This window comes from Dactylosporangium sp. CA-139066 (genome assembly GCF_050936175.1).
Lineage (GTDB): Bacteria > Actinomycetota > Actinomycetes > Mycobacteriales > Micromonosporaceae > Dactylosporangium.
Window position 1 is genome coordinate 1,381,527 of record NZ_JBNJNH010000002.1, and the last position, 14,733, is coordinate 1,396,259.

A 14,733-nucleotide genomic window follows, 5' to 3' on the forward strand; every position below is an offset into this window, starting at 1 on the left:
TCGGTGGAGACCCATCTGAGGTGGACGAGGCGGCCCTCCCGTCTGGTACGGCTCCTCGTTGCCACCCTCGGCGGTCTGTCGCTCGCCGTTGGCGTCACCGGGTACGCGCACGCGGACCCCTCGCCCGGCGACATCGAAAAGCAGATCGACGAGAAGTGGAACCAGATCGAGCCGGTCATCGAGCAGCACAACCAGCTCAAGATCGAGCTCAACAACAACAAGACCAAGCAGAAGAAGCTCGAGGACCAGATCGCGCCGCTGCGGGCCCAGGTCGACGCCGCCTTTGACCGGGTGAGCGCCTTCGCGGTCCGCCAGTACAAGACCGGCAACGTCTCCAAGCTCGACGCCATGCTCACGACCGGCTCGCCGGACACGTTCATCGACCAGATGACGATGCTGAACATGCTGGCGAAGGACGAGCAGGAAAAGATCAAGGACGTGCTGGCGACGAAGAAGGAGTACGACGCCCAGAAGGGGCCGATCGACGATCTCGTCGCCAAGGAGGCCGAGCAGGAGGCCGCCCTTGCCCAGCAGGAAACCTCGATCAACGCCGACATCAAGAACCTGCAGGACATGCGCCTGAAGGCCTACGGCTCCGGCGCCGGCACCGGCAACCTGCGGCCCGTCGCGTGCCCGTACGACTACACCGGCGGCCCCGGCACCACGGCGGCCAAGGTCGCCTGCTCCGAGATCGGCAAGAAGTACGTCTGGGCCACCGAGGGCCCGAACACGTTCGACTGCTCAGGACTGACGCTCTATTCGTGGAAGCAGGCGGGGTACACCCTGCGGCACTACACGCAGTGGCAGTTCGACGACACGCAGCGCGTCTCGCGGGCCAATCTCAAGGCCGGCGACCTGGTCTTCTTCTACCCCGACCACCATCACGTCGGCCTGTACGTCGGCGGCGGCTGGATGGTCCACGCACCGAATCCCAGTCAACCGGTGCAGATGAAGAAGATCGACGAAGAACCGATATCCGGGTACGGCAGAGTCGCTTAGCTTCCGGGGCGGGCCCAATCGGGTCCGCCCCGTTGTTTTGCCTCAGTGCGTCTTTTTGCCTCAGTGCGTCGGCCAGGTGCGCCAGTTCTGCCAGGAGCGGCTCGGCGTGGGCCCGCGCTGGCCCTGGTACCGCGAGCCGTAGACCGCGGAGCCGTAGGGGTGCTCGGACGGGGAGGACAGCCGGAAGATGCACAGCTGCCCGATCTTCATGCCCGGCCACAGCCGGATCGGCAGGTTGGCCACGTTGGACAGCTCCAGGGTCACGTGCCCGGAGAACCCCGGGTCGATGAACCCCGCCGTCGAGTGCGTCAGCAGCCCGAGCCGCCCGAGGCTGGACTTCCCTTCCAGGCGTCCCGCGAGCTGGTCGCCGAGCGTGATCACCTCGAGCGTCGAGGCGAGCACGAACTCGCCCGGGTGCAGCACGAACGGCTCCCCGTCGTCGACCTCGACCATCGACGTCAGCTCGTCCTGTTGAATGGCCGGGTCGATGTGGGTGTACAGGTGATTGTTGAACACCCGGAACCACCGGTCGAGCCGCACGTCGATGCTGGACGGCTGCACCAGCGCCTGATCGAACGGCTCCAGGCGCAGCTGGCCGCCTTCGAGCTCCTTGCTGAGGTCACGGTCGGATAGCAGCACCCTTCTGAGATTACGGGTCCGCTCGTCGGTGGAATTTTTCCGGTCTGCTCTTTGGTGGAATCGCCGGGTCTTAGAACGTTTGTTCGAGTACCTTTGGTGCATGGCATCCTGGGCCGATTTCGCCACCGCCGAGCCATCGCTGGCGGCGGACATTCGCGCGATCATCTGCCAGTACGGGCCCGGTCTGGGCTACCTGGCCACCGTCCGCCCGGACGGCGGCCCGCGCATCCATCCCGTCTCCCCGGTCGTCACCGCCGCCGGCCTGTTCTGTTTCGTGCTGCCTTCCCCGAAGCGCCACGACCTGGACCGCGACGGGCGGTACTCGCTGCACAGCTTCCCGTCGGAGGACTCGGACGACGAGGCGTACCTGTCGGGCCGCGCCGCCTTGGTGACCGCCCCCGGCCTGATCGCCCACCTGGCCACTTTGATGCGCGCCGCGGCCGGGGTGGACTGGCGGCTGTACGAGCTGTCGGTGGACGTGGCGATGCTGGTCCGCGGGTCGGCCCGGACGGTCTGGAAGGACCACCCACCCCCTCTGCCGAGGGCACGTGAGAATGGTCCGTGCACGAAGGCGGTTGATTCGGTACAGTAGGCGTCGCTCGCGGGTGTAGTTCAATGGCAGAACATCAGCTTCCCAAGCTGACAGTGAGGGTTCGATTCCCTTCACCCGCTCGGACCTAGGGGCCCTCTGTTCGCGGACAGCGCGAACCGGGGGTCCTCGCCTTTTCTCCTGGGGCCCGAGCCCCAGACCCCACGATCGCGGGGTGATCGCCGCGACGGTGTTACGGCTGCGAACCCAGCTGTTTCGACGGGCTTGGGTGCCCCTTAGGCGTCGACGTTGTGTGCGATGGTCGTCCACACACTTGGCCGAGCAGGAGCGCCGGCCGCGCCTGCACGCCCACGCGTAGCAAATCACAGCGGTCGCATAGTTGTGGCAGACAATCATGTATGCGCGAGTCCACCCGCGACGACCTGACGCGCGTCGCCAGTGAGGACCTCGGTGGCGTGTCGGCGGACGAGGCGATCCGTCGGCTGTTGGCCGAGCACTGGCAGATGAAGGCCATCGCCGCTCTGGACGCATACCGGGCGACCGATCCGGAGGGCTGGGCCGAGTATGTAGCCGAGGCCGACCGGGAAGACCGGGCCTCTACGCTTGGCGAGCCTGAACTGCTGCGTGGTCGTGAGCAGCATGCGGGATCCCGCACCGTCGTGCGTGGGTGCGGGATCCCGGCTGCAGAGGTCAGTTGACGTTGGTTACGGACCAGAATCGCTGGGCTTTTGGTGACACCCAGCCGTTTGCGCTGCGGCTGTAGACGTCGATCTCGAATGAGCCGGGCTGGCCGGGCGTGACCTCGATGGACGCCGTGCCGTCGAGCGTTGCCGGGACCGTCTGCTCCGGGCCGCCGTTCACCGTGTAGACGTAGTCGGTGATGGTGCCCGTGTTCGGGGCGGGCGTGAAGGTGACCGGGAACGGTACGCCGGTGACCGGGTCGGCCGAGGCGTTCACCGACGGGGCGGTGTTGGCGATGATCACGCGGTACGACGTGACCGGCGAGATGTTGAAGGCGCGGTCGAAGCTGCGCACGCTGAGGGTGACGAAACCGCTGCTCGGCGGGGAGAGAGTCAGCGTCGCTCCGCCGCCGGGCTGGTCGGCGTGTATGACGCCGGGCATTGAGAACGGGTCGATGAAGTCGGGGATGCCGTTCGGGCCGATGTTGGCGCCGAACGTCGAGAAGACGCCGTTCCAGCTGTACTGGTAGCCGTACACGTCGTCGACGCCGTTCGGGTCCAGGTTGTAGACGATCGGGTCGCCGCCGGGGTAGCGCGTGGTGTGGCTGGGGTAGTTGGGCGAGCTCACCGCGGGTGCGTTGGCCGGTGGCGTGGCGTCGGTGGTGAAATAGCACGTCTGTGACCACGGCGAAGTGTCGGTGCCGTCGTTGACCCGAGCCTGCCATGCGTACGTCGTGTTGTCGGCGAGCGCGTCGGCCGGCGGGGTGACGGACTCGAAGTGGCCGTTCAGCATGGACGGCTGGGTGACCGTCGTGCGCTGGTCGGGATGGTCGACCGGCCAGATCGCGAATTCGCCGGTGAGGTGCGTGTCGTCCGGGTCGGCGTCGTGCGCCTGGGCTCCGAGCTCCGGCGTGAGGCCGCTCAGGTACGGGTACGGCGTGGCGGTCGCGCACGGGCGGAGGGCGTTGAACAGCGGGGCCGGTGCGGGTGGCGGCGTGTTGTAGCCGAGGTACAGGATCGGCGCGGCGACGCGGCGGCCGAGGGATGCGCGGTGCTCGAGCGCCTCGGGCAGCCGCACCTCGATCGAGACGTGCGACGGGAGCTGGACGCCCGAGGCGGTTGCCCGGTTGACCAGGTCGATGAGGTCGAGCAGCGGGTAGGTGGTCGGGCACTGGTCGACCGGGCCGAGGGTGCCCAGCTTGACCAGCTCGCGCGGCGGGTTGCGCCACGTCGGCCGGGCCTGCTCGGTGGTCGCCCAGACCTCGATCTGGCGGTGCGCGCAGTCGGTGGCCTGGGTCTCCGGCACGGCGAGCTTCGCCGAGACGATGTGCTTGCTCAGCACCGCCGCCACGTCGAAGGTGGCGTAGACGCGCGACACGTGCGGGCGGTTGGCGTCGTCCCGCCAGGAGCCGAGCGGCGCGCTGCCGGCGGGGTTGAGGTAGCTGGTGTCGGGGTGCGCCGAATCCGTATAGGCCCACGAGATGCGGGGCGCGTCGAGGTTGGTTTGGCCGGCTTGAGCCGGCGCGGCGGTGCCGGACAAGCCGGCAACCGCGGACAGCACCACGGTGGGCAACAGCACACCGAGGCGCGGACGTCGTAACACTGGACCGAGTCCTCCCGTTACCGCGGGCGGCGAACTCCGCCCGTGGATGGTGGTGACCATAGATCCGGCTGTTCATTGTGCGCCGTCCCGCTGCGCGTTACCGGCGTACGGCCTGAATCCAGGACAGATCGGGCCGGCCGCGATACATTCCAAGCCATTGCTTGACATAGATGAAGGCGAAGCCGCAGACTCCAAGCATGTCTTTGGAGAAGCGGCGGCGGGTCGTTGACGATCCCGTGGTCATCCGGGCGTTGGCGCATCCGCTGCGACTCAAGTTGCGCGAGCTGATCGGGCGGGAAGGGGCGCTCACCGCCGCCCAGGCCGCGCGGGTGCTCGGGATCTCGCAGGCGCTCGCCTCGCATCACCTGCGGCAGCTGGCCAAGTACGGGTTCGTCGAGCAGGCGCCGGCCAGTGACAACCGGGAGCGGCCGTGGCGGGTCACCGCGACGTCGTTCAGCTGGGGGCCGGCGGTCGCCGAGGCCGAGGGCAGCGCCGCGGCCGACGTGCTCGAGCAGATCGTGGCGCAGCGGGCGCTGGCCAACCTCGAAGGGTGGCAGCGGCGGCGCGGCGGCGAGGACGCCGTGTGGCGGGACAACTCCGGGATCGGGCAGAGTTTGGTGTACCTCACCGCCGACGAACTGGCCGAACTGCGCCGCGGGCTGGATGCGCTCATCGACCCGCTCGTCGCGCGGCGGCCGCTCGGCGACGCGGGGGCGCGGCCCAAGGGAGCCCGCCCGGTGGACCTCACGATCATCTGCACACCCGTCGAAGCGACCCCGTCGGGCGGGTGACGGCGTGAACCGCGACTTCCGGCTGCTGCTCGGGGCGGGGCTCATCTCGCTGACCGGGGACTGGATCATGCGGGTCGGGCTGACGTACGCCGTCTACGCCCTGACCGGCTCCACGCTCGCCTCCGCGGGGGCGCTGCTGGCCTCCCTGCTGCCGCAGTTCGCGCTCTCCTCGTTCGCCGGCGTGTTCGTCGACCGGTGGGAGCGGCGGCGGGTCATGGTCGTGACGAACCTCCTGCTCGCGGCGGGGCTGCTGCCGCTGCTGGCCGTCCACGACCGCTCCCACGTCTGGATCGTCTACCTGGTCACCGCCGTGCAGAGCGGGCTCGGGCAGTTCTTCGTCGCCGCCGAGGCGGCCGTCATCCCGCGGCTCGTCGAGGAGCGGCACCTGGTCGCGGCCAACGCGTTCAACGGGCAGGCCCGGGACGTGGCGCGGCTGGTCGGGGCGGCCGTCGGCGGGCTCGCGGCCGGGCTCGGCGGCATCCCGCTGCTCGCCGTCGTCGACGTCGTGAGCTTCCTGTCGGCGGCGGGGCTGTTGCTGCTGATCAGGCAGACGACGAGGGCCGGCGAACGGGCCGGACGGCCGCACGTGCTGCGGGAGTGGGCCGACGGGCTGCGGGCCGCGGGCGCTGAGCCGACGCTGCGGGTGCTGCTGCTGTTCGTGGTCCTCACCGGCACCGGCGAGGCGATCATGGGCAGCCTCATGGCGCCCTTTGTGCGGGACGTGCTGCACGCCGACGCCGCCGCGTTCGGGCTGATCGTGGCCGTGCAGGCGGGCGGGGGGATCGCCGGCGGGCTGGCCGCGGCCGCGGTCGGGTCGCGGGTCTCGCCGCGGCGGCTCGTCGGCTACGGCGCGCTCGCGTTCGGGGCGCTGGACCTGGTGCTGTTCCTCTATCCCCTGGTCGTCGACGCGTGGTGGCCGGCGCTGGTGATCATGCTCGTCGTCGGGCTGCCGGGCGCGTTCATGCTCGCCGGGCTGTTCACGCTGTTCCAGACGCACAGCGACGACGCGTACCGCGGCCGGATCTTCGGCGTCTTCAACGCCATCGAGGCGGCGGCCATGCTCGTCGGCGCGCTCGGCGCGGGCGTCCTCGGCGACCGGCTCGGTATCGTGCCGGTCATCGCCTTCCAGGGCGTGGAGTACTGCCTGGCCGGCGCCCTGGTGCTCCTGCTGCTGGGAAGCTACCGCACCGCAACCGCGGAGGTCCGTGCGTGATCACGCAGTTCACCAACGACGGGCTCACGTTCGACGTCGACGACGCCGGCGACCCGGCGGCGCCCGCCGTGATCCTGCTGCACGGGTTTCCGCAGGACCGGGCCGCGTGGGCCGGCGTGGCCGCGGATTTGGTACGCCATGAGCGCCGCACGCTGGCGCCGGACCTTCGCGGCTACTCGCCGGGGGCGCGCCCGCGGGACCGGCGGCGCTACGCGCTCGACCTGCTCGCCGGGGACGTGATCGCGCTCGCCGACGCGGCCGGCCTCGAGCGGTTCGACCTGGCCGGGCACGACTGGGGCGCGGCGCTGGCGTTCCACGTCGCGGGGCGGCACCCCGGGCGGGTGCGCACCCTGACCGCGCTGTCGGTGCCGCACCGCGGGGCGTGGGCGTCGGCGGCGCGCAGCGGCACGCAGCTGTGGCGGTCGAAGTACATCGCGCTGTTCCAGCTGCCGGCGCTGCCCGAGCGGGTGCTCGCCCGCGGCATCGAGGGGTTCCTGCTGCGCAGCGGCCTCGGGCCGGAGCACGCCCGCCGCTATGCCGAGCGGGGGCGGCGCCACGAGCTGGACACGGCCCTGAACTGGTACCGCGCCATGCGCCTGCCGGCCGTGTTCCCCCGCGTCGCCGTGCCGACGCTCTTCGCGTGGGGCGACGGCGACGAGTACGTCACCGAGCGCCTCGCGCGGCGGTGCGGATCGTGGGTCGACGGGGCGTACACCTTCGAAATCCTGCGCGGCGTGCGCCACTGGATCCCGGAGATGCACCCCCGCCTCGCCGCGGAGCTGATCCTCAGGCCCCGGTGATCGGGCGCACGTCCCACAGCCAGACGCCGCCGACGAGCCGGCCGGGGCCGACCTCCGGGGCGACGAGCTTGTCGATCGTCTTGCGCAGCACGTCGACGTTGTCGTGGTAGGCGATGGCCACCACGATGTTGGTCGCCTTCCAGTACTTCAGGTCGGCGCGCATGTTGGCGCGGTCCTCGGCGGTCACGTCGGGCGCGGTGAGCTGGCCGTTGGCCTCGTTGAGCAGGGCGACCGACTCGCGGATGCCCGGGCCGAAGTGCGCGTTCTTGTCGTCCGGCTCGGTGTCGTTGGGGCCGAGGAAGTATCCGGCGGTGAACTTGACCTCGAAGTTGGTCTCCGTCGACAGCCGCATCAGCTTGATGTTGTCGGTCCAGCCGCCCGGCAGCATCGCCACGACCGGGTGCGCCGGCAGCTCGGTGCGCCAGTTGCCGTTGGTGAACAGGGCCGGCAGCGGCGGGCGCGGCGCGACCGGCTGGGGCGACGGGATCAGCGACACCAGCGCGACGATGAACGCGGCGAACCACACGAGCGCGGGGAACGGCTCCCGCCGGGGCGGCGGCGCCTGGTCGAAGCCGCCGGTGCCGCCGGAACCGCGCGGCCGGGCCGGCGGCGGCTCGGAGCGGGTCACGGCCGGCTCGGCGTCGGAGGCGTCGGACGACCCGGAGCCGACCAGCGCCGGCACCGGGTCGAGCTGCGGCTCCTCGGCCGGCTCGGGCACGGCGACGCTCGCCTCGGCGGCGGCCGCGACGGGCGCCAGCCGGTCGACGACGAGCCGGTCGAAGGCGAGCGCCAGGCCGACGCCGGTGCACGCGGTGACGATCAGGCCGAGCCGGGTCGGCACGACCGAGTCGAACAGCGGCAGCTTCGCCAGCCAGTGCCACGGGCCGTGGTAGTTGGTGCGCTCGATGCCGTTGAACCGCGGCACGTCGCCGAACGACATGACGGCGAAGAAGCCGGCGGTGAAGAACAGGGCGCGGGACAGGCGGCTGCGCCACAGGGCGATCGCGCACACCACCAGCAGCAGGCACAGCACCCAGCCGAAGAAGCCGTTCTCCTCGGCCGGGTTGCCGCGGTTGATCCGCACGGCCTCGGCGACGTCGCCGGCGAGCGAGAAGCGGCCGAAGGTGGTGTACCCCAGGATGTCCAGGTTGATCGAGCGCACGCCCTTGTCGAGGCCGTGGTACACCTGCGGCCCGAAGAACTGGAAGTACAGCGGGTAGGCGAGCACCGCGCCGGCCACCAGCAGCGTCACGCCCAACTTCGGCAGCATCGTCCGCGCGTATCCGGGCAGCTCGCGCCACGGCACGTAGGCCACGATGAAGACGAACAGCGCCATCGCGGTGAAGAACAGCATCTCCTCGTTGATGCCGGCCTGGGCCAGCACCAGCCCGGCCAGCACCAGGCCCTGCCGCCAGATCCGGCCCGGGTTGCGCATGCGGAACACCGCGGCGACGATCAGCGGGATCAGCCCCTGGCCGGCGATGTTCGGGTGGCCGGCCGACTGGGAGATGATCGCCGGGGCGAAGCAGCAGAACAGGGCGCCGATGAAGGCGGCCGGGCGGGTGCGGCCGAAGTCGCGGGTGAGCACCCAGTACCAGGCGACGCCGTTGCCGGCCATCGCGAGCGTGGTGATGATCGCGAACGAGACGCCCGCGCCGAGCCACAGCGTGATCGGGGTCAGGGGCAGGGCCAGCGTCAGGATCGACGTGTTGGCCATCAGGTTGACGCCGCTGGGGTAGTTGATGTCGTTCGAGAAGAACGGCGACTCACCCTTGGTGAACAGCTCGGTCGCGTGCGTGAGGAACCACTCGAACGTGAAGCTGTCCTGGTAGTTGAGCGTCAGATACCGCCCGTTGGGGTCCGCCCACAGGTCGTGGAGCACGTAAACGGTCCCGAGGAGGAAGCTCAGGATCGCCAGCGTGTCCATTGCCCAGGCCGGGACCCGTCCCCTGATCGTCACCCGGTGGAGTGTAGGTCAGAGGCGCCCGTCGGTGGGAATCAGCAGGGCGACAGGTAGGCATCCAGCGCAAGTCGCTTCCGGATGCTGCTGAACTGCAACGTTGCCGCCGTCGGGCACTGCGCGGCGGCGTACTCGATATGAAATACCGGCTTCGCGTTGACGGTGAACGGCGCCAGTCGCCCGCACTCCTTGTAGCGGACGCACTGCTCGTTGACGGCGAAGTCGAACGACGGCTGCAGGGCGGCGACCTGCTCGAGATCGTTCTTGAGCCCGACGGCCAGGCCCGCGGCGTGCGCGAGGTCGGCGACCTGCCGGTTGAAGCGCAGCTGGTCGGCGGCGGTCAGCGGGAAGCCGGTGGCGTTGGCGTAGCCGTCCATGTTGTCCGGGTCGACCGCGTCGAAGCCCTTCGCCCGGCAGTCGGCGAAGCGGGCGGCGAGGATCGGGCGCAGCGCGTCCCACCGGCGCACGTCGAGCCAGCGCTCCCCGGCCCAGCCGTCCATCGCCCGGCCCAGGACGGCGGCCGGGAACTTCGCGGCGTCGGGCCGCCAGTTCTCGTACGAGCCGGCGTCGACGTAGCACACGACCTTGCGCCCGGCCGCGTGCAGGGCCGTGACCTGCGCCTTCGTGGAGTCGGCGCCGTCGATGTCGTACACCTGGGCGGCCACGCCGGTGTCCAGGCGCCCGCTGAACTGGATCTGCCAGGTCAGCCCGGTAGCCGGGTGCCACCATCCCGTGGTGGAGGCGGCGGCGGGGGTCGGTGCGGAGATGAGCGCCAGGACCATGGCGAGCACGCGAAGCATGGCCGCGAGATCGGTCGGCCCGGCCGATTCCTTAGTGCTCGACGACTCCGGTGAGGCGGCCGCTCGCGACCGAGTTCTTGCCGATCGCGTCGAGGGCGTCGGAGCGCTCGGCGCCGTCACCGAGCCCGGTGGGCTGCTTCAGCGCGTACACCGTGAACCGGTAGTGGTGGGTCCCCGACGGCGGGCAGGGCGGCGTCCACCCCTTCTCGCTCGCCGAGTTCTTCGCCTCCTTGAGCCCGCGCACCCCGTTGCTCGACAGCGCCGTCGCGGAGGCCGGCAGGTCGAGCACGATCCAGTGCACGTAGGTGCCGCTCGGGGCGTCGGGGTCGTCGACGACCACCGCGAGGGCCTTCGCGCCCTTCGTGTCGCCCGACCACGACAGGCTCGGCACGCGGCCGGCCCCCTTGCAGGTGAAGTCGGCCGGGATGGTGGCGCCCTCGGTGAAGTCGCTACTGGTCACCGTGAGTGTCGTCGGCGGGCCCTCGGGCGTTTTGGTGTCCGAGCAGGCGGTCAGCGCGCCCAGCGCTGCCAGGACGACGACGGAGAAACCCGCAGGACTGCAAAACCGCACGTTCGGTATCGTCCAACGTGACGGAAACGGCCACAAGAAGGTGGACACAGATGGTCCTGAAGATGTCCTCGCTGTTCCTCCGGACGCTGCGCGAGGATCCCGCCGACGCCGAGGTGACCAGCCACCGGCTGCTGGTCCGCGCCGGATACGTGCGCCGCGTCGCGCCGGGCATCTTCACCATGCTGCCGATGGGCCTGCGGGTGCTGCGCCACATCGAGCAGGTCATCCGCGAGGAGATGGACGCGATCGGCGGCCAGGAGCTCACGTTCCCGGCGCTGCTGCCGCGCGAGCCCTATGAGGCGACCGGGCGCTGGACCGAGTACGGCGCCAACCTCTTCCGCCTCAAGGACCGCCGCCAGGCCGACTACCTGCTCGGGCCGACGCACGAGGAGATGTTCACCCTCGCGGTCAAGGACATGTGCTCGTCCTACAAGGACCTGCCGCTGACGCTGTACCAGATCCAGACGAAGTACCGCGACGAGGCGCGCCCCCGGGCCGGCATCCTGCGCGGCCGCGAGTTCATCATGAAGGACTCGTACTCCTTCGACGTCGACGACGACGGCCTGCGCAGCGCCTACGCCCGCCACCGCGAGGCCTACATCAAGATCTTCGACCGGCTCGGCCTCGACTACGTCATCTGCTCCGCGATGAGCGGCGCGATGGGCGGCAGCGCGTCCGAGGAGTTCCTCGCGACCTGCGAGATCGGCGAGGACACGTTCGTGCGCTGCACCAACGGCGACTACGCGGCCAACGTCGAGGCGGTCGTGACGCTGGCGCCCGCGGCCCGGCCCCTCGAGGGGCTGCCCGCGGCGAAGGTCGTCGACACGCCCGCCACCCCGACGATCGAGACGCTCGTCGCCCTGTTCAACACCCGCGAGGACCTGCGCCGGGCCGAGGGCTCCTGGTCGGCCGCCGACACGCTCAAGAACGTCATGCTCATGCTGACCCTGCCCGACGGCAAGCGTGAGCCGCTCGCCGTGGGCGTGCCCGGCGACCGCGAGGTCGACCTGCGCCGCGTGGAGGCCGCGGTGGCGCCGGCCGAGGTCGCGCCGATGACCGAGGCCGAGTTCGCGCAGTACCCCGCGCTGGTCAAGGGCTACATCGGGCCGGGCGTCCTGGGCGAGAAGAGCACGAGCGAGATCCGGTACCTCGTCGACCCGCGCGTCGTCGTGGGCACCGCGTGGATCACCGGGGCCGACGAGCCGGGCAAGCACGTGATGAACCTCGTCGCCGGCCGGGACTTCACGCCCGACGGCACGATCGAGGCGGTCCGCATCGTCGACGGCGACATCTGCCCGATCGACGGCGGCGCGCTCGAGCAGGCCCGCGGCATCGAGATCGGGCACATCTTCCAGCTCGGCCGCAAGTACGCCAACGCGCTCGGGCTCACGGTCCTCGACCAGAACGGCAAGGCGCAGGTCGTCACGATGGGCTCCTACGGCGTCGGCGTGTCCCGCGCGATCGCGGTCATCGCCGAGCAGACCGCCGACGAGCGCGGGCTGTGCTGGCCCCGCGAGCTCGCGCCGGCCGACGTGCACGTGGTCGCGGCCGGCAAGACCGAGGAGATCCGCGACGGCGCCGAGCGGCTCGCCGGCGAGCTCGAGGCGGCCGGGCTGACCGTGCTGCTCGACGACCGCAAGGACGTGTCGCCGGGCGTGAAGTTCAACGACTCCGAGCTGCTGGGCGTGCCGACCATCGTGGTCGTGGGCAAGCGGCTGGCCGACGGCTTCGTCGAGATCCGCGACCGCAAGTCGGGGGACAAGGAGGAGGTGCCGGCCTCCGGCGCCGCGACCGCGGTGCTGGCGGCGGTCCGCGCGTAACTCCTCCGAACGGCTCCTCACCCGCTCAACCGTTCGGCCGGAAGTATGCGGGCAAATCGGGATATGAGCCGCGCTTCGGTTTGACGGGCGGCCGTGTCCGGACGTTACGTTCGGGCACGGCCTTGCTGTCGACGAAGGGTGCAGACGTTGTCCGGCCGACATTCCGTCGTGAGTCGCCGCCAGCTCATCCCGTTGATCGCCGGTATCGCGGCCGTCGTCGCCCTCGTGGGCGGGGCGGTGGCCACGGTCAACCTCCGCTCCGACGCCAAGCCCGAGGCGGCCGTCGACGCGAACCGCAGCCCGCAGGAGCGGGCCGACCGCGGCAACCGGCCCGAGTCCTCCCCGTCCGCCTCCACCGAGGCGGCCGCCACCCCCGACGCCGCCGGCATCGGATCCGCGCCGAGCACGGCCGCGGCCAGCCCCTCGGCGTCGAAGAAGCCCAAGCCGTCGGCCACCACGACCACCGCGACCGGGGTGGCGAGCACCGGCAGCTGCAAGGTCTCCTACTACTCCGACGGCCAGAACACGGCCAGCGGCGAGCCGTTCAACCCGGACGCGATGACCGCCGCGAACAAGGAGTGGAAGTTCGGCACCCAGGTTCGGGTCACGAACCAGGCCAACGGCAAGTCGGTGGTCGTCACCATCAACGACCGTGGGCCGTACGTGTCCGGCCGCTGCATCGACCTCTCCCGCGGCGCGTTCCAAAAGATCGCGTCGCTGAACGCCGGTGTCATCACTGCGAGGTACGAGGTACTCAAGTAAGGCAGACCCGGCCGTTTGATGGAGCGGTCCGGGGCCTGGTTGGTGGCATGCTGGTTGCCGGACCTATGAAACGTCAGTTGCTTCCCGAGGCCCGCGCCGGAGTCGGCGCGGCCTTCGTGCTGCTCGCGCTCGTCCTCACCGCCGAGGTGGCCGACGGGACGCGGGCCAACTACGTCGGCCTGCTCGCCGCGGCGCCCTTCCTGGCCGCCGCGTTCGCGTCGTGGCCGGAGGTGCTCGCCGTCGGCAGCGCCTCGACGCTGCTGGCGTTCCTGTTCTGCTCGATCGAGCTGATGCACAACCGCGAGCGCGCGCTGGTCCTCATGCTCAACCTGGGCGGCGTGATCGTGGCCAGCGGGATCGCCTCCGCCGTGGGCGCCATCCGGCAGCGGCAGATCGCGCGGTACGCCGAGCTGTCCCGCCTCGCCTCCGTGGCCCAGGGCGCCGTGCTGCGCCCGCTGGGACCCCAGGTCGGCCCGCTCACGGTCGCGGCCCGCTACATCTCGGCCAGCGCCGCCGCGGACATCGGCGGGGACCTCTACGAGGCGCTGGACACCCCGTACGGCGTGCGCATGATCATCGGCGACGTGCGCGGCAAGGGCCTCGACGCGGTCCGCCTGGCGAGCATCGTGCTGGGCTCCTACCGTCACGTCGCCTTCGAGCGCGCCGACCTGCGCGCCATCGTGGCCGACCTGGACCGGGCCGTGGCCCGATCGCTCGGCGACGAGGACTTCGTGACCGCGGCCCTGATCGAGGAGCGCGGCGGGACGCTGACGATCGTCAACTGCGGGCACCCCGCGCCGCTGCTGCTGCGCCGGGGCCGGGTGATTCCGCTCGACCCGCCGTCCAACGCACCGCCGCTGGGGTTCATGCCGGTGGTCAAGCCGCGGGTCGAGCGCCTGGAGCCGGGCGACCGGCTGCTGTTCTTCACCGACGGGCTGGCCGAGGCGCGCCGCGACGGGGAGTTCTTCCCGACCGCGGAGCGGGCGCAGCGCCTGCTCGGCCACGGCACGGTCGCCGACGGGCTGCGGTCGCTGGAAAGCGCGCTGCTGGAGTGGGTGCGCGGGCGGCTCGACGACGACATCGCGCTGGTGCTGGTGGAGTACCAGGGCGTGAAGCCGCCGGCGTCGGTCCCGAGCTGGGAGATCGGCGGCGCGGGCGTCGCTTCGTCCTGAGCGTGACTACGCGCGGACGCCGCAGGCCCGGGAGTCACGGACCGCGCCCACGGCGGACGTCGCGGTAGCTCGGATCCTGGTTTGAAAGGCCTTAGGCGGTCTGGACGGGGTGCGGGCGCGGAATGATGCGGCGCATCGGGGCGCGGTGTCGGCCGGTGTAGAAGCGCGGGTACTTGGGGGCGAAGAGCGAGCCCATGAGACGGACGATCATCGCGCGGCCCTCCTCTTGACTGCGAGTAACCGCTCAACGAACGCATCACCCGGCGGTGACGGCGTGTCCGCTACTCAACTGCACCCGGGACGTACTCAGACGTCGCACCTGTGGTCCGGTTCACTCTCCAGAGCGGGTTGTCTGAGGTTACTTGCCAGTAAT

Annotated in this window: 14 protein-coding genes and 1 tRNA gene; 10 read left to right on the plus strand and 5 right to left on the minus strand. The window is 70.7% G+C overall.

What is annotated here, in order from left to right:
- Positions 1–3: 3 nt before the first annotated feature.
- Positions 4–999, plus strand: coding sequence for an NlpC/P60 family protein (locus ACQEVU_RS51130; RefSeq protein WP_433337802.1), 996 nt, complete (start codon positions 4–6; stop codon positions 997–999).
- A 60-nt stretch (positions 1,000–1,059) separates the two neighbouring features.
- Here ACQEVU_RS51130 and dcd read toward each other — a convergent pair whose 3' ends face one another.
- Positions 1,060–1,638, minus strand: coding sequence for a dCTP deaminase (dcd, locus tag ACQEVU_RS51135; RefSeq protein ID WP_433337804.1), 579 nt, complete (start codon positions 1,636–1,638; stop codon positions 1,060–1,062).
- A 100-nt stretch (positions 1,639–1,738) separates the two neighbouring features.
- Here dcd and ACQEVU_RS51140 point away from each other — a divergent pair, with 100 nt between their 5' ends.
- The 3 genes from ACQEVU_RS51140 (at position 1,739) to ACQEVU_RS51150 (ending at position 2,886) form a co-directional block, all read left to right on the plus strand.
- Entirely contained in the window at positions 1,739–2,230 is a 492-nt protein-coding gene (locus tag ACQEVU_RS51140; protein WP_433337806.1) for a pyridoxamine 5'-phosphate oxidase family protein, read from the plus strand.
- Between the two features lie 9 nt (positions 2,231–2,239).
- Positions 2,240–2,310: transfer RNA gene (locus ACQEVU_RS51145), tRNA-Gly, on the plus strand.
- A gap of 276 nt (positions 2,311–2,586) precedes the next feature.
- Positions 2,587–2,886, plus strand: coding sequence for a hypothetical protein (locus ACQEVU_RS51150; RefSeq protein ID WP_433337808.1), 300 nt, complete (start codon positions 2,587–2,589; stop codon positions 2,884–2,886).
- Here ACQEVU_RS51150 and ACQEVU_RS51155 read toward each other — a convergent pair.
- Positions 2,879–4,441 (minus strand): hypothetical protein, encoded by a 1,563-nt coding sequence (locus ACQEVU_RS51155; protein ID WP_433337810.1) that lies wholly within the window; start codon positions 4,439–4,441, stop codon positions 2,879–2,881. The two genes, ACQEVU_RS51150 and ACQEVU_RS51155, sit on opposite strands and share 8 nt — an antisense overlap.
- A gap of 227 nt (positions 4,442–4,668) precedes the next feature.
- Between ACQEVU_RS51155 and ACQEVU_RS51160 the strand changes: the two genes are divergently transcribed.
- The 3 genes from ACQEVU_RS51160 to ACQEVU_RS51170 are packed head-to-tail and all read left to right on the plus strand — an operon-like array spanning position 4,669 to position 7,275.
- Positions 4,669–5,262 (plus strand): ArsR/SmtB family transcription factor, encoded by a 594-nt coding sequence (locus ACQEVU_RS51160; RefSeq protein WP_433337812.1) that lies wholly within the window; start codon positions 4,669–4,671, stop codon positions 5,260–5,262.
- Positions 5,263–5,266: 4 nt separating this feature from the next.
- A complete protein-coding gene (locus ACQEVU_RS51165) occupies positions 5,267–6,475 on the plus strand; it encodes an MFS transporter (RefSeq protein ID WP_433337814.1) in 1,209 nt (402 codons plus the stop codon).
- Entirely contained in the window at positions 6,472–7,275 is an 804-nt protein-coding gene (locus ACQEVU_RS51170; RefSeq protein ID WP_433337816.1) for an alpha/beta fold hydrolase, read from the plus strand. Before ACQEVU_RS51165 ends, ACQEVU_RS51170 begins: the two co-directional genes overlap by 4 nt.
- Here the strand turns inward: ACQEVU_RS51170 and ACQEVU_RS51175 are convergent.
- Genes ACQEVU_RS51175 through ACQEVU_RS51185 form a run of 3 tightly spaced genes read right to left on the minus strand, consistent with a single transcriptional unit; the run spans position 7,262 to position 10,606 of the window.
- Positions 7,262–9,235, minus strand: a complete 1,974-nt coding sequence (locus ACQEVU_RS51175; RefSeq protein ID WP_433337818.1) for a hypothetical protein — start codon at positions 9,233–9,235, stop codon at positions 7,262–7,264. The two genes, ACQEVU_RS51170 and ACQEVU_RS51175, sit on opposite strands and share 14 nt — an antisense overlap.
- A 38-nt stretch (positions 9,236–9,273) precedes the next feature.
- Complete coding sequence (locus tag ACQEVU_RS51180; protein WP_433337820.1) at positions 9,274–10,035, minus strand: endo alpha-1,4 polygalactosaminidase; 762 nt, start codon at positions 10,033–10,035, stop codon at positions 9,274–9,276.
- 31 nt (positions 10,036–10,066) lie between these two features.
- Complete coding sequence (locus tag ACQEVU_RS51185) at positions 10,067–10,606, minus strand: YbhB/YbcL family Raf kinase inhibitor-like protein (protein WP_433337822.1); 540 nt, start codon at positions 10,604–10,606, stop codon at positions 10,067–10,069.
- A gap of 50 nt (positions 10,607–10,656) precedes the next feature.
- Here ACQEVU_RS51185 and ACQEVU_RS51190 point away from each other — a divergent pair, with 50 nt between their 5' ends.
- From ACQEVU_RS51190 to ACQEVU_RS51200, 3 genes are all read left to right on the plus strand, one after another.
- Complete coding sequence (locus ACQEVU_RS51190; protein WP_433337824.1) at positions 10,657–12,426, plus strand: proline--tRNA ligase; 1,770 nt, start codon at positions 10,657–10,659, stop codon at positions 12,424–12,426.
- 168 nt (positions 12,427–12,594) lie between these two features.
- Positions 12,595–13,188: a septal ring lytic transglycosylase RlpA family protein gene (locus tag ACQEVU_RS51195; protein ID WP_433337826.1), complete on the plus strand. Its 594-nt coding sequence runs from the start codon at positions 12,595–12,597 to the stop codon at positions 13,186–13,188.
- A gap of 65 nt (positions 13,189–13,253) precedes the next feature.
- Positions 13,254–14,360 (plus strand): PP2C family protein-serine/threonine phosphatase, encoded by a 1,107-nt coding sequence (locus ACQEVU_RS51200; RefSeq protein WP_433337828.1) that lies wholly within the window; start codon positions 13,254–13,256, stop codon positions 14,358–14,360.
- Positions 14,361–14,733: the final 373 nt, after the last annotated feature.

Coding starts and splice junctions, on each gene's coding strand:
- ACQEVU_RS51140 (WP_433337806.1), top strand. CDS start 1,739: ATGGCATCCTGGGCCGATTTCGCCACCGCCGAGCCATCGCTGGCGGCG.
- ACQEVU_RS51150 (WP_433337808.1), top strand. CDS start 2,587: ATGCGCGAGTCCACCCGCGACGACCTGACGCGCGTCGCCAGTGAGGAC.
- ACQEVU_RS51160 (WP_433337812.1), top strand. CDS start 4,669: ATGTCTTTGGAGAAGCGGCGGCGGGTCGTTGACGATCCCGTGGTCATC.
- ACQEVU_RS51180 (WP_433337820.1), bottom strand. CDS start 10,035: ATGCTTCGCGTGCTCGCCATGGTCCTGGCGCTCATCTCCGCACCGACC.
- ACQEVU_RS51190 (WP_433337824.1), top strand. CDS start 10,657: ATGGTCCTGAAGATGTCCTCGCTGTTCCTCCGGACGCTGCGCGAGGAT.
- ACQEVU_RS51200 (WP_433337828.1), top strand. CDS start 13,254: ATGAAACGTCAGTTGCTTCCCGAGGCCCGCGCCGGAGTCGGCGCGGCC.